Genomic DNA, 13,677 nt, shown 5'->3' on the forward strand with positions numbered 1-13,677 from the left:
CCGGTGTTCCACAGTCGGCGGAACGGGGGCTGAGCGGTGTCGACAGGCGGCGACACGGTCGTGAGCGGTGCTGGATGAGGAACCGTTTGCAGGTGGCGCTCCAGATCATGCTGGCGCTGGTCGCCTGCTTACTGGGGATCGCCACCAACTACGCGACCAGTACCGACGAGGCTCCCTGGGTGCTGGAAGCGATTCAGCGGTTCTCCGTTCCGGCCATCGGAGTGCTGATTCTGGCGCTCGTGGTCGGTCAGGCCGTCGTCTATCGGCTGGAGAATCCCGCGCCGCCTCGGATCGAGTGGCCGCGTGATCGGGTTCCGTACCCGGGTCTCGACGCGTTCGACGAGGACGAGGCGCCCGCCTACTTCGGCCGGGAGGCGCAGGCCGCCGAACTGACGCGAAGGCTGCACTCCACCGCGACCCGCCCCGCGGAGCGGTTCCTGGTGCTGGTCGGGGCTTCCGGGAGTGGCAAGTCCTCGCTGGTCAGAGCCGGGGTGATGCCCCGGCTCCGGGAACGTCGCTGGACCGTCGTACCGGCTTTCGCTCCCGGCCCCAGCCCGCTGGGCGCCCTGGCGAGTGCGCTTGCGGCTGCCGCTGGCGGACAGGAAGCGGCGAGCGCCGTACTGCGCAGGCTGCGCCAGGGGCCGGACGCGTTGCGAGCCGAGCTGTCGCGGCTGCGCGGCGGCCGGTTCCGGCGGACTCTTCTCGTGGTCGACCAGTTCGAGGAGATCGTCACGCTGGCAGGTGAGCGTGAACGTGCCCAGTTCCTCGAAGCGTTGCGTACCTGTGTGGAGCAGGAGCCGGCGGTTCGGGTGCTGGTCACCGTCCGTGTGGACCTGCTCGGTCGCCTTCTCGGAACCGGACACGCGGAGCTCCTTCAACAGCCTGTCGTCATCGGCGCGCTGGGCAGGGAGCAGCTTGCCGAAGTCGTGGAGAGACCTGGTGCTCTCGTCGGCCTCCGCTTCGAGCCCGGAGTCGTCGACACCATCGTGAGCGAGACCGGGACGGACGACGCCCTGCCGCTGCTCGCCTACCTCCTCCAGGAGCTGTATTTCGCCTCCGGCCCAGGTGGGACCGTCACCGGGGAGCTGTACAGGCGGCTCGGCGGGGTGCCTGGCGCGCTGGCACGTCAGGCGGACAACACCGTGACCGGGCTCGGTGCGGGCGTGGGCATCGACTTCGTCCTCCGCGTCCTGCTCCGATTCGTCACGATCGAGGGGCAGGACGTGGCCCGCCGCCATGTGCCGCTGTCTGAGATGGATGAAGAGGACCGCCACGTCGTCGACGCCTTTGTCGAGGCGCGGCTGTTGTCCACCGGCGTCAGGGGCGGTGTCACCGCGACGAGCAGCGAGCCCTGCGCGCAGGTGACGCACGAGGCCCTGTTCCGTCAATGGGCCCCGCTGCGGCAGGAGGTCGAGGCGCGGGCCGAACAGCTTCGCGAGCGGGCCGAACTGGAGCGGTGGGCGGCGGACTGGGAGCGAGCCGGACGCAGCGACGACTATCTCCTCACCGGGGAACGCCTCACGGCCGCTCAGCGCTGGCTCGACGCGTTGGAGGAATCCGGGCAGGCGTCCCCACCCGCTCGCGCGCTCGTCGAATCCTCGCAGCGCCGCGACCTGACCTTCCTGAACCGGGTCTCCGACAGTATCGGCCGACAGGTCCTGCTGAGCGCGGAGAGCGAGCCGGAGCGCTCCCTGCTGCTCTCGCTCGCCGCCCTGGGCGAGTGTGCGCCGACCCCCTCGGCCAGGCGCGGGCTGATGGCTGCGCTGGCGGCGAGCCATCTTCGCTCCCGGCTCGACGGACACACCGACACGGTCCGGCACATCGCCTGGTCGCCCGACGGACGCATGCTCGCCACGGCCTCCAGGGACGGTACGGGCCGTGTCTACGACGCGCCGTCCGGACGTCCACTGCTGGTGCTGCCCTGTGACGGCGTCATGGTCGAGTCCATCGCCTGGTCACCCGACTCGGCGAGGCTGGCCACCGTCGGCCGCGACCGTGTCGTACGGATCTGGGACGCCGCCTCCGGAGAGCCGGTCCGGCTGCTCACCGGGGCCGAAGACCTCAACAGGCAGGTGGCGTGGTCGCCGGACGGCCGACATGTCGCGGCGAGTTCCAAGGACCGGACCGTGCGGGTCTGGGAGGCGGACACCGGGCGGCTCGTGCACGCACTGCACGGGCACGAGGAGGACGTATGGGGCGTGGCCTGGTCGCCGGACGGCAACCGTCTCGCCTCCGCCTCCCACGACAAGACCGCGATCGTGTGGGATCTGACGACCGGTACGGCGGCCACCACGCTCACCGGGCATTCGGACTTCGTCGAGGGCATCGCCTGGTCCCCGGACGGGCGGCACATCGCTACGGGCTCCGGGGACCACACCGCGCGCATCTGGGACGCCGGAACCGGTGACCTCCGCCTCCTTCTGCGAGGACACACCGACTATGTGTGGAACCTGGCCTGGTCGCCGGACGGGCGGATGCTGGCCAGTGCCTCGTCCGATCGCACCGTGCGCATCGTCGGCACCGAGGACGCCAAGGTCCTGGCCGTGCTGCGCGGCCACGCGGACACGGTGTGGGGAGTCACCTGGTCGCCCCGCGGGACGATGCTCGCCACCAGCTCCACCGACGGCACCGGCATGGTGTGGGACCTGCGTCCGCGTGGCGCTGAAGCCGTCCTGGCCGACGGACACCGAGGCCCGGTGAATCAGGCCGCGTGGTCCGGCGACGGCAGCCGTTTCGCCACGGCCTCGGACGACGGCACCGTACGGGTGTGGGACGCGGCGACCGGGGTTCCGGCCGGGCCGATGACCGAGTCGGAGGACCGGGTCTGGGCGGTCGCCTGGGCTCCGGAGGGGGAACGGTTCGCGTTCAGCACCAACGACGGTCTGCTCCGGATCGCCGACGGACACGGCGGCACGCTGTTCGAACGCCGGGGTGAGGTCGTCGAGGGATGCGCGTGGTCCCCGGACGGCGGCCGGATCGCCACCGGGGGTCACGACGGCGCCGTACGTATCCTGTCCGCGCGGGACGGGACCGAACTGCTGAAACTGACGGAGCACCAGGACTGGGTGGGACGCGTGGCCTGGTCGCCGAGCGGACGGCTGCTTGCCAGTTGCTCCGACGACCGCACGTGCAGACTGTGGGACGTCGGGGAGGGGCGGCAGTTCACCGTGCTGCGCGGCCACGAGAACTACGTGGAGGACGCGGCCTGGTCCCCGGACGAGACGAGGATCGCCACCGCGTCCGGCGACTGGACGGCCGCCGTGTGGGATGTCGTCACCGGACGGCGTATCGCGGTGCTGAAGGGGCACGAGGGGCGGCTTCGCGCCGTCGCCTGGTCACCCGACGGCCGGCACATCGCCACGGGCGCCGACGACCGCACCGTACGGGTCTGGTCCGCGGCCACGCTCGAAGAAGTCGAGGTGATCGGTGTGCACCAGGACAAGGTGACCTCTGTGGCATGGTCCCCGGACGGCACGCGGCTGCTCACGGCATCGGCCGACGGGACGGCGCGTGTGTGGTGGGCGGAGCCGGACTACGACCGGTTGGAGGCGATCACCCGGGGGCGGGTGTTCCGCACACTGACGCAGGAGGAACGGCGGCACCATCTGCTGCCGATCGACCCCGCGTGACCGTGTGATCAGTAGACGCCCTCGACCGTTCGGTCCCCGGTGTGGACGAGGTAGTCGTCCGGGTTCAGGCCCATGGCCTGGCGCTCGGGCGACGACCAGTACAGCGCGTTGCGCTCGGCGAAGGTCTCCGGGCCCTCGTACGAGATCAGCCAGACGAACTGGTTGAGCTCCCGGTCCACCCAGGCCCCGTCGATCGTGAACCCCAACTCCAGCCGCAACGGAACGATTTCGTCCCGCCAGCGCTTCACCCACTCGTCGAGCAGGCCGTCCCGGACGGTGTACGTGCGCAGTTGCGTGGTCTTCGGCATGGCAGACATCCTCTCCGAGCGGTGAACCCCGCGCACCACCGGAACCCGACTCCGTGCGTTCCGGTGCGAGGGGCGGCCTCTTTTCAAGACACATGACCGCAGAGAAAGAACCCCACCAAGCCCCACCCCTCCCGCCCGCAGCGCAAACTCACTCGGGCGAGTGAACATCGCCGACTTGGCCGGATTCAGGGGTCGTTGCCTGCCCTACGCTCGGCGCAACACAACCGAAGACAGCAGACATGCGACGGCCCCCGCCGGGACGCCAATCCCAGTGCGAGGGCCTGACCACCGAGGAAGAGGAAGCTTCCCGATGGATACGCAGAACCCTAGCGCGCTCCCGCGCGCCCGGGCCCGTGTTGCCGCCAAGAGGCACGCGAATCGGTCCTCCACCCACGCCGGCGGCCTCACGCACGACACCACCCGCCACACCGTCCGCTTCACGGTGATCGGCAACCACCTCGCCCAGCACCCCGAGCTGTCCGGGCTCGCGATCGGGCTGGGAGTGCACATCCAGTCCCTGCCCACCGGCGCCCGCGTCGACATCAAGACCCTCACCGCCCGGTTCCCCGAGGGTTCGACCCGTATCGCCGCGGCGCTGCGCGAGCTCGAAGCCCACGGCTATCTGCGCCGCGCCCGTGAGCGCGTTCCGGGCGGCCGTATCGTCACCCGCACGGTTTTCTGCAATCAGCCCGGCCGCCGCACCGACGCCGAGGCGGCTCCCGAACCCGCCCGGTCGGCACGCTCCACCCCGGCGCACGTCGGGTCGGTACACGCCGGGCCGGGAAACCTCGCTCCGGAACACCCCAGGCCGGAGGACCCCAGGCCAGGGTGCCCCGCCCCGGAGCACCCCCGGCCCCGCGCGCCACGCAAGCCACTCCCCGCGGTGCCGCAGCCCGCCTGCACCGCCCCGGGGCTCCTCCGGGCCGCCACCGACCTCCTCGCGGACCTCCGCCGCCATGACCCCCGCCTGCTGCTCTCCGCCTGCGACACGGCCCATCTCGCCCCCGGTGTCGCCGCCTGGCTGGAGCGAGACGTCAGTCCCGGTGCCGTACGGCATGCGCTGACCGGTGATCTGCCGCCCGAAGGGCTCCGGCGCCCGGCCGCGCTGCTGGCCCACCGCCTCGCCGCCCAGCTGCCGCCTCCGCCGCCGTTCCGCGAGCCCGTACGGACGCCGGGTGTCCTGCACCCGTTCCAGACCTGCGACGGCTGCGAGCGCGCCTTCCGGGCGCCCGCGCCGGGCCGCTGCCGGGACTGCCGGTCCGGCGCACGGGCGGCCGTCTGATGCGACGCGGCCCCCTGTGTCCCGTCCGGACCTGTGTCCCGTCCGGACGGGCATGGCCGCCCGTCGGCCGCTGCCCGGCATCGGTGTAGAACGAGTAGTACAGTCAAAGAATGAGTGAGAGCGCGGAGGTCCCGCTCAGGGAGCTCAATCAGCAGACATCGCGTGTCCTGGCCCGAGTGGCGGCAGGGGAGACGGTGACCATCACCAAGGACGGCGTCCCCATAGGAGACATCGTGCCGCGCGGTGCGCTGACGGGCCGACCCGCGTATCCGTTCCGCACCGATCCCATGGGCGACCTGGACTTCCCGGACCTGGGTGGCCCCGTACTCGACGACGACGAGATCGAGGCGACGCTACGGGGTCTGGGCGAAGACGTCGGCGGGGGAACCGGTGCCTGACATCCAGGTCGCCATCGCCGACACGAACGCCCTGTACCGACTGTTCACGCCGAAGGACCCCGGCCACTCCGCTCACCGGGAAGCTCTGGCACAGACGGGGCACCTCGTCGTGTCACCCATGGTGCTCACCGAACTGGACTACCTGCTGACCTCGCGAGTCGGCACCAGGGCCGCCATGAACGCACTGGACTTCATCACGGGCCAGGCGGAGGCCCGCCGGTTCGAGATTCCCGACACCGCACCGCACCTGAGAACCGCCATGGCGGTGATGCGCGGGTACGTCGACGCGGACGGCGGGGCGGGAGTAGGTCTGGTGGACGCGATGAACGTCGCCCTGGCAGCGGCTTTCCGGACGGCCGACATCTTCACGACGGACAGCCACTTCCGCATGATGCGTCCGCTCACCGGCCAGCCCGCCTTCCGGCTGCTCCCCGACGACTTCTGACGCTGTCGGAGCGCTTCGAGGCCGTCGCCGGCGGGAGCCGAGAGCTGACGGGAGTACGGGGACGCCCGACAGCGAAGCCGCCTCGTAGGGTGGCCCCATGACGGAACTGCCCGATCGGCGTCTGCTCCTGGTGCACGCGCACCCGGACGACGAGTCGATCAACAACGGCGCGACCATGGCCCGCTACGCGGCCGAGGGCGCCCAGGTGACGCTGGTGACCTGCACCCTCGGCGAGGAGGGCGAGGTCATCCCGCCCGAGCTCGCCCACCTCGCCCCCGACCGCGAGGGCGGACTCGGCCCCCACCGGATCGGCGAGCTGAGCGCCGCCATGAAGGAGCTGGGCGTCACCGACCACCGCTTCCTGGGCGGCCCCGGGCGGTTCCGTGACTCCGGGATGATGGGCGTCGAGCAGAACCACCGCCCCGGCGCCTTCTGGGCCGCGGACGTCGACGACGCCGCCGACCACCTCGTGGAAGTGATCCGCGAAGTGCGCCCCCAGGTGCTCGTCACCTACGACCCCGACGGGGGTTACGGGCACCCCGACCACATCCAGGCCCACCGCGTGGCCATGCGCGCGGCCGAGCTGGCCGCGGAGCCCGCCCACCGCCCCGACCTCGGCGGCGCGTGGCGGATCGCCAAGACCTACTGGAACCGGGTGCCGCGCCCGGTCGCCGAGGAGGCGTTCGCCCGGCTGCGCGAGGCCCTGCCCGGCCTGCCCTTCGACAGGGCGGCCACCGTCGGCGACGTACCGGGCGTCGTCGACGAGGCGACCGTCACCACCGAGATCGACGGCACCGCGTACGCGGGCGCCAAGGCCGCCGCGATGCGGGCGCACGCCACCCAGATCACCGTGGACGGGCCCTGGTTCGTCCTCTCGAACGAGCTGGCCCAGCCGCTCTTCACCACCGAGTACTACGAACTGGTCGGTGCCCCGCGCCCCGCGGCGCGCGAGGGGGACCTCTTCGAGGGGGCCGGGACGACGGGGCGGGGGGCGGATCTGTGATGAACGAGAACGGACAGCGCGGCGGGGGAAGCGTGCTCGCCCAGCCGCTGACACGGCCCTCGGGCGGGCGGATCGCCGCCTACCTGGGGCTCTTCCTGCTCGGCGCCCTGGCCGGTGCCGCCGGAGCGCTGGTGCAGCCGGGCTGGTTCCCCCTCGGGCTGCTGCTCGCCCTGGCGGGCGCCGCCGGGCTCTTCCTGGGCGGCGCGCGGGCGGCGGGCACCCGGGCCGGAGCCGTCGCGCCCGCCGCGGGCTGGATGGTCGCCGTCATCCTGCTCACCGCCAGCAGGCCGGAAGGGGACTTCCTCTTCGGCGCGGGAGTCGTCTCGTACCTCTTCCTGCTCGGGGGCATGGCCGTGGCTGTGATGTGCGCCACTCTCGGCCGGGGGCGGCAACCGGGCCCTTCCGGCGCCCGACTTGGCAAGTGACGTACCGCTTCGCCGTATCAGTCCCGTGCCGGTCCCGTGTGAGATTCCTCCATGGGCGAGGTTTGCGGGCCGGACACGGCCAGTATGGTGGTGCGCGCCGCCGAGCTGCCCGAGATGAGGTCGAGTAAACGGGCGGCGGAGCCAACCGGGAGAACCTGCCTTGAGTCGTGAAACTGACAGTTCGTCCTCCGGGCCCAACGGGCGCGGTGGAGCCGCGTACCCGTCGGGGACGCCCCCGTACGGCACCCCCGCGGTCTCCGAGAACGGTGCCGACGCGGGCCGTTCGGCCGCCGGCAAGCCGACGGAGGAGCGCAAGACCGAGACAACCCTGACGACACGGATCCGGATCAACATCCCCGGATCGCGGCCCATCCCGCCCGTGGTCGTCCGCAAACCCGTCGCCGACGCCGACGCCGAGGCGTCGCCCGAGGACGGCGAGGGCACGCAGGCGTCGCAGGGCGCGGGTTCGCCCGCGGACGCGTCGAGCTCCAGCACCACGGTCACCACCCCGGCCCCGCCCGTGCCCGCGGAGCAGTCCGCGCAGGCCGAGACGAGCAACTGGTTCGCGCCCCGCAAGGCCGCGGCGCCCCCCAAGGGCGCGCCGGGCGGCGGCGCGGGCGCGCCGGGCGGCCCGGCTCCCGCGGGCCCCGCGCCTTCCGCGGGCGCACCGGCCACGGGACGGCCGGCGCCGTCCGTCGGCGCCGGTCCGCTGGGCATCACCGGTGGCGTCCGGCCCGGCGGCACGAAGGGTGCCGCGCTCCCCGGTGCCACCGGCGCCGGACCCGTGGCCCCCGGCCACGGCGGCGGCACGGGCTCCTTCGACGTCTCCGGGGCGCTGCGCGACACCGGCTCGTTCCCGGCCATCGGTTCGCCCGGCGCGTCCGGCGCGTCCGAGGGGTCCGGCGAACCGCGCCGCGACGACCTCCCGTACTTCTCCGAGAGCGGCCGCGGCGGCCCGGCCGGTCCGACCGGCGGTCCCGCCACCGGCGACGGCCCGCTGCGGCCCCCGGCCGGCGCGGGCGCGGCCCCCGGCAGCCTGGCCCGGAACCCCGGCAAGTCCGCCGGCAACAGGAACACGGGCGCGGGCCCGGCCCCGGGCGGCCGGAGCACCGGCGCGGGACACACCGGCACGCGCGGCGGCCTGAGCGGCGGTCTCAGCGACGACACCGCGATCCTCACCCCGCAGAAGCCGGCGCCCGACCCGGGACCCGGTGCCTACGGCGCCCCCGCGGAGAACGTCTCCGGGCACACGCTGACCAGCGGCATGCCCGTCGTGTCGCCCACCCAGGACTTCGCGTACGAGGGGGATTTCGACGACCCCCGGCCGCACACGCCCCCGAAGCTCCCCGAGCCGGTCCGGCAGCAGTCCGCCCAGCCGAAGCCGGCGAAGAAGAAGGGCCGCAACAAGCCGGCTCTCCTCGCCGCCCTCGTCGTGGTCCTCGCCGCCGGCGCCTACGGGGCCGGCCTGCTCATGAACCACTCGGACGTGCCCAAGGGCACCACGGTGCTCGGCGTCGACATCGGCGGCGGCACCCGTGACGACGCCGTCAAGAAGCTCGACGACGCCCTCGGCACCCGGACGAACAAGCCGCTCACGCTGTCCGTCGACGGTGACACGGTCCAGCTCAGGCCCGACCAGGCCGGACTCCAGATCGACAGCCAGGCCACCGTCCGCGCCGCCGCCGGCAGCGACTACAACCCGATCTCCGTGATCGGCTCGCTGTTCGGCCAGGGGCGTGTGGTGGAGCCCGTGATGCCGGTCGACAGGGAGAAGCTGCAGGCCGCCCTGGAGCGCGCCGCGAGCGGCGCCGGTTCGGCGAGCGACGGCACGATCAAGTTCCAGTCGGGCAAGGCCGTCGCGGTCTACGGCAAGGAGGGCAAGGGCATCGACGTCGGGCCCTCGCTGCAGGCCGTCCAGGACGCGTACCGGGCCCAGGTGGAGACCAACACGGCCACTCCGGTGAAGGTCGCCACCACGACCCGCCAGCCGACGGTCAGCAAGGCCGAGGTGGACCGGAAGATGTCGACGTTCGCGACGGTCGCCATGTCCGCGAACATCACCGTCCAGACCGACGCGGCCCACTCCGTCTCCTTCAGCCCGCAGAAGTCCATCTGGAAGTTCCTGAGCGTCCAGCCGGTCCAGGGCAAGCTCGTCGAGCACTACGACCTCAAGGCGCTCGAGGAGCTGTACGGCCACGCCTTCGACGGCGTGACGATCACCAAGGGCGACGGCAGCCAGAAGGCCGTGAGCCCGCAGGACGTGGCCTCGGCCGTCGGCAGGGCGCTCGTCGGGAAGACGCCCGCCGAACGCATCATCACCATCTCCACCAACCCCACCTGACGGGCGGGGCGAACGCGCCGAGGGCGCCCGGCCGGTGACATTCCGGCCGGGCGCCCTCGCGCCGTTCCGGCCGCCGGTCCGGAAGCCGTCCGGCCGCCGCCGACCCGGAAGCCGTCCGGCCGTCGCGGCCCCGGAAGCCGTCCGGGGCCGCGGACATGACGGGCGGCGGACCACCGGCATGACATCTGTCATCCGCCCCTCAGGACACACCGCACTGCCGCGCGCACCCCCGTCCCCAGCACGATGGACGGCATGACAACGACTGCGGCGACCACCGTCCCGGTGGTCCGGTTCGAATCGGTGACCAAGAGCTACGGGAACGTCCGGGCCGTGGACGGGCTGACGCTCGAACTCCACCCGGGGGAGACCGTCGCCCTGCTGGGCCCCAACGGCGCGGGCAAGTCGACCACGCTCGACCTGCTGCTCGGCCTCAGGAACGCCGACAGCGGCACGGTCCGGGTGCTGGGCACCGGCCCGCGCGAGGCGATCGTCGCCGGCCGCGTGGGCGCCATGCTCCAGAGCGGCGGGCTGATGAACGAGGTCACCGTCGGCGAACTGGTCGGGCTCGCCTGCGACCTGCACCCGAGGCCGTACCCCGTGAGCGAGGTCCTCGCCCGCGCCGGCCTCGCCCAGATCGCCGACCGCAAGGTCGACAAGCTCTCCGGCGGCCAGGCCCAGCGCGTCCGCTTCGCCCTCGCCACAGCGGGCGACAGCGACCTGATCGTCCTCGACGAGCCCACCACCGGCATGGACGTCTCCGCCCGGCAGGCCTTCTGGGCCACCATGCGCGAGCAGGCCGACCAGGGCCGCACCGTCCTGTTCGCCACGCACTACCTGGAGGAGGCCGACGCCATAGCGGACCGCGTGCTCGTCCTGCACCGGGGGCGGCTGCTGGCCGACGGCACCGCCGCCGAGATCAAGGCCAGGGCCGGGGCGCGCCGCGTCTCCTTCGACCTGGAGGGCGCGATCGACGAGGCCCCGCTGCGCGCCCTGCCGTTCCTCACCTCGGTCACGGTGTCCAAGAGCGGCTCCGCCGCGGGGTCCGGACATACGGTCCGCATCCAGTCCTCCGACGCGGACGCCACCGTCCACGCGCTGTACGGGCTCGGCCTCCACCCCCGCAACCTCGAAGTCGCCGGACTCGGTCTGGAGCAGGCCTTCGTCGCCATCACCGAGGCCGAGGAGGCCACCCGGGCGGCCGCCGAGGACACCACCCGCACCGCCGCCGAGGAGGCCGCGTCCAAGTGAACAGTCTCATCAAGCTGGAGATCACCCGCGCCCTGCGCAACCGCAAGTTCCTGTTCTTCTCGGTGATCTACCCCTCGGCCCTGTTCCTGCTGATCGCGGGCGGCGCCGACAGCACCACCGAGGTGGACGGCACCGGCCTGACCCTGCCGACCTTCTTCATGGTCTCCATGGCCTCCTTCGGCGCCCTGACCGCCGTCCTCATGGGCAACAGCGAGCGCATCGCCAAGGAGCGGGAGAACGGCTGGGTACGGCAGTTGAGGCTCACCCCGCTGCCCGGCCGCGGCTACGTGTTCGCCAAGACGGCCGGCGCCGCCGTGATCAGCCTGCCGTCGATCGTGATCGTCTTCGTGGTCGCCGCCGCGGTGAAGGACGTACGCCTGGACGCCTGGCAGTGGTGCGCGCTCACCGGCGTGATCTGGGCCGGCAGCCTCGTCTTCGCCGCGCTCGGCGTCGCCATCGGCTACCTCGCGAGCGGGGACGCGGTCCGGCCGATCACGATGATCGTCTACTTCGGCCTGTCGATGCTCGGCGGCCTGTGGATGCCGACGACGACCTTCCCCGACTGGCTCCAGAACATCGCGAAATGGCTCCCGACCCACGCGTACGCTGCCCTGGGGCAGGCCATCGAACAGGGGAACGCCCCGCACGCGAAGGACGTCGCCATCCTCGCCGTGTCCTTCGCCCTCTTCGCGGGCGGCGCGGCCTGGCTGTACCGGAAGGACACGCTGAAGGCGTGAACGCCATGACGGAAGACCCGATGCCCGACGCGGCCCGCACGGACCGGATCGTGCGATGGGGACAGTCCCCGCGCAACCTCCGCGAGGCCCTGCGCAAGTCGGTGTGGATCGTCATCTGGCTGGTGTTCCTCAGCTCGCCGGTCCACGACCTCGTCTCGGGCGGCCACAGACCCGCGGCCGCCGCGGCCGGCTGGGTGGGCCTCGCGGCCTTCGTCGCCGTCTATCTGACGCTGGTCTTCCGGCACATGGGCAAGGCCTTCACGGGCACCCTGGCCGTCACCCTCATGGTGATCGCCCTCGGCGCGCTGGCCGTCGTCCTGTGCCTGACGCTCGGCGCGCCCTGGCTCGGCCTGTTCGTGTACGTCTCGGTCGCCTGCGGCACGACGTTCCCACTGCGGGTCTCCTACTGGACGATCCCGCTGACCGCCGTCGTGATGCTGCTCGTCGGCCTGCACGGCGGCGAGGAGGAGGCGCGCAACCTCGTCCTGCTCGTCGTGCTGATCGGCTTCGCCATGACCGGCGTACGGCAGCTCGTGCGCACGACGATCGAGCTGCGCAAGGCGCGGGCCACCGTCGCCCAGCTCGCCGCGAACGAGGAGCGCCTGCGGCTCGCCCGGGACCTGCACGACCTGCTCGGCCACTCCCTCTCGCTGATCACGCTGAAGAGCGAACTGGCCGGGCGGATGCTGCCCGACCACCCCGACAAGGCGGCCCGGCAGGTCGCCGACATCGAACAGGTCAGCCGCCAGGCCCTGGTGGACGTGCGCGCGGCGGTCACCGGCTACCGCAGGCTGCGGCTGGCCGAGGAACTCGCGGGTGCCCAGGTCGCGTTGACCGCCGCCGAGGTGACCGCCGACCTTCCGGCCGAGCCCGGCCTCGACGGCGTTCCCGAGGAGACCGAGTCCGCGCTGGCCTGGGCGCTGCGCGAGGCGGTCACCAACGTCGTACGGCACAGCGGCGCCCGGCGCTGCACCGTCGAACTCGTCCGGCGCCAGACCCTGGACGGTCCCGTCCTCGAACTCTCGGTGGAGGACGACGGTTCGGGCGGCGGCTCGGGCGGACCCGGCAACGGACTGACCGGACTGGCCGAACGCCTGGAGAAGGCGGGCGGATCGATGGAGGCGGGCCGTGCCCGGCACGGATTCCGGCTGGTGGCACGGGCACCCCTGGAAGGAGGCAGGACCTCTGTGGGCGCGGCCGGCGACCCCGTAGGATCCGGTGCATGAGCCGCACGATCAAGGTCCTGCTCGCCGAGGACCAGTCGATGGTCCGCGAGGCGCTGGCCGCGCTGCTGGGGCTGGAGCCGGACATCGAGGTGGTCGCCCAGGTGGCCCGCGGCGACGAGGTGCTGGCGGCGGCCCGCGCCCACGACGTGGACGTGGCGCTCCTCGACATCGAGATGCCGGGCATGACGGGCATAGAGGCGGCGGCCGAGGTCCACAAGGAGCTCCCGGACGTCAAGCTGATCGTCCTGACCACCTTCGGCCGCCCCGGCTATCTGCGCAGCGCCATGGAGTCCGGCGCCGATGCCTTCCTGGTCAAGGACGCCCCGGCCGCCCAACTCGCCGCGGCCGTGCGCAAGGTGCTGGACGGCGAGCGCGTCATCGACCCCACCCTGGCGGCCGCCGCGCTCGCCGAGGGCGCCAATCCCCTGACCGACCGCGAACGCGAGGTCCTGCGCGCCGCCGCCGACGGCTCCACCAACGCCGAACTGGCCAAGGCCCTCCACCTCTCCCAGGGCACGGTCCGCAACTACCTCTCGACCGCCATCCAGAAGCTCGCGGTGCGCAACCGGGCGGAGGCGGTACGGACCGCGCGGGAGAAGGGCTGGCTGTGAACGGTACGGTCGCCGGGTGGACGG

Annotated in this window: 12 protein-coding genes; 11 read left to right on the top strand and 1 reads right to left on the bottom strand. The window is 72.6% G+C overall.

All coding sequences use genetic code 11. The features are described 5' to 3' along the window. Positions 1 to 92: 92 nt before the first annotated feature. A complete protein-coding gene (locus ACFW6B_RS12415; RefSeq protein ID WP_386594893.1) occupies positions 93 to 3,629 on the top strand; it encodes an AAA family ATPase in 3,537 nt (1,178 codons plus the stop codon). 8 nt (positions 3,630 to 3,637) lie between these two features. Here the strand turns inward: ACFW6B_RS12415 and ACFW6B_RS12420 are convergent, their stop codons facing one another. Further along, entirely contained in the window at positions 3,638 to 3,937 is a 300-nt protein-coding gene (locus ACFW6B_RS12420; protein ID WP_386594895.1) for an NIPSNAP family protein, read from the bottom strand. Positions 3,938 to 4,247: 310 nt separating this feature from the next. On the opposite strand from ACFW6B_RS12420, the gene ACFW6B_RS12425 reads away from it, so the two are divergent. The 10 genes from ACFW6B_RS12425 (at position 4,248) to ACFW6B_RS12470 (ending at position 13,653) form a co-directional block, all read left to right on the top strand. Continuing rightward, entirely contained in the window at positions 4,248 to 5,219 is a 972-nt protein-coding gene (locus ACFW6B_RS12425; protein ID WP_386594897.1) for a helix-turn-helix domain-containing protein, read from the top strand. 110 nt (positions 5,220 to 5,329) lie between these two features. Beyond that, positions 5,330 to 5,617: a type II toxin-antitoxin system Phd/YefM family antitoxin gene (locus tag ACFW6B_RS12430; protein WP_386594899.1), complete on the top strand. Its 288-nt coding sequence runs from the start codon at positions 5,330 to 5,332 to the stop codon at positions 5,615 to 5,617. Further along, on the top strand, positions 5,610 to 6,062 hold the full coding sequence (locus tag ACFW6B_RS12435) for a PIN domain-containing protein (RefSeq protein ID WP_386594901.1): 453 nt from the start codon (positions 5,610 to 5,612) through the stop codon (positions 6,060 to 6,062). The genes ACFW6B_RS12430 and ACFW6B_RS12435 overlap by 8 nt, the downstream gene beginning before the upstream one ends. Positions 6,063 to 6,159: 97 nt before the next feature. Then, positions 6,160 to 7,065: an N-acetyl-1-D-myo-inositol-2-amino-2-deoxy-alpha-D-glucopyranoside deacetylase gene (gene mshB, locus ACFW6B_RS12440; protein WP_386594902.1), complete on the top strand. Its 906-nt coding sequence runs from the start codon at positions 6,160 to 6,162 to the stop codon at positions 7,063 to 7,065. Next, positions 7,065 to 7,490: a DUF6113 family protein gene (locus tag ACFW6B_RS12445; RefSeq protein WP_386594904.1), complete on the top strand. Its 426-nt coding sequence runs from the start codon at positions 7,065 to 7,067 to the stop codon at positions 7,488 to 7,490. Before mshB ends, ACFW6B_RS12445 begins: the two co-directional genes overlap by 1 nt. A gap of 160 nt (positions 7,491 to 7,650) precedes the next feature. After that, a complete protein-coding gene (locus tag ACFW6B_RS12450) occupies positions 7,651 to 9,831 on the top strand; it encodes a hypothetical protein (RefSeq protein WP_386594905.1) in 2,181 nt (726 codons plus the stop codon). A gap of 252 nt (positions 9,832 to 10,083) precedes the next feature. Continuing rightward, on the top strand, positions 10,084 to 11,079 hold the full coding sequence (locus tag ACFW6B_RS12455; RefSeq protein ID WP_386594908.1) for an ABC transporter ATP-binding protein: 996 nt from the start codon (positions 10,084 to 10,086) through the stop codon (positions 11,077 to 11,079). Next, entirely contained in the window at positions 11,076 to 11,816 is a 741-nt protein-coding gene (locus ACFW6B_RS12460; RefSeq protein WP_386594910.1) for an ABC transporter permease, read from the top strand. Before ACFW6B_RS12455 ends, ACFW6B_RS12460 begins: the two co-directional genes overlap by 4 nt. Before the next feature lie 5 nt (positions 11,817 to 11,821). Continuing rightward, on the top strand, positions 11,822 to 13,042 hold the full coding sequence (locus tag ACFW6B_RS12465) for a sensor histidine kinase (protein WP_386595022.1): 1,221 nt from the start codon (positions 11,822 to 11,824) through the stop codon (positions 13,040 to 13,042). Beyond that, positions 13,039 to 13,653 carry a response regulator gene (locus ACFW6B_RS12470; RefSeq protein ID WP_386594912.1) on the top strand — a complete coding sequence of 205 codons (615 nt, stop codon included), beginning with the start codon at positions 13,039 to 13,041 and terminating at the stop codon, positions 13,651 to 13,653. The genes ACFW6B_RS12465 and ACFW6B_RS12470 overlap by 4 nt, the downstream gene beginning before the upstream one ends. Positions 13,654 to 13,677 lie beyond the last annotated feature (24 nt).

It is taken from the genome of Streptomyces sp. NPDC058751, from assembly GCF_042746485.1.
Lineage (GTDB): Bacteria > Actinomycetota > Actinomycetes > Streptomycetales > Streptomycetaceae > Streptomyces.

What these genes read in the sequence shown, in the direction of transcription:
- ACFW6B_RS12420 (WP_386594895.1), bottom strand. Translation starts at nt 3,937, where the DNA reads ATGCCGAAGACCACGCAACTGCGCACGTACACCGTCCGGGACGGCCTG.
- ACFW6B_RS12425 (WP_386594897.1), top strand. Translation starts at nt 4,248, where the DNA reads ATGGATACGCAGAACCCTAGCGCGCTCCCGCGCGCCCGGGCCCGTGTT.
- ACFW6B_RS12430 (WP_386594899.1), top strand. Translation starts at nt 5,330, where the DNA reads ATGAGTGAGAGCGCGGAGGTCCCGCTCAGGGAGCTCAATCAGCAGACA.
- mshB (WP_386594902.1), top strand. Translation starts at nt 6,160, where the DNA reads ATGACGGAACTGCCCGATCGGCGTCTGCTCCTGGTGCACGCGCACCCG.
- ACFW6B_RS12445 (WP_386594904.1), top strand. Translation starts at nt 7,065, where the DNA reads ATGAACGAGAACGGACAGCGCGGCGGGGGAAGCGTGCTCGCCCAGCCG.
- ACFW6B_RS12455 (WP_386594908.1), top strand. Translation starts at nt 10,084, where the DNA reads ATGACAACGACTGCGGCGACCACCGTCCCGGTGGTCCGGTTCGAATCG.
- ACFW6B_RS12465 (WP_386595022.1), top strand. Translation starts at nt 11,822, where the DNA reads ATGACGGAAGACCCGATGCCCGACGCGGCCCGCACGGACCGGATCGTG.
- ACFW6B_RS12470 (WP_386594912.1), top strand. Translation starts at nt 13,039, where the DNA reads ATGAGCCGCACGATCAAGGTCCTGCTCGCCGAGGACCAGTCGATGGTC.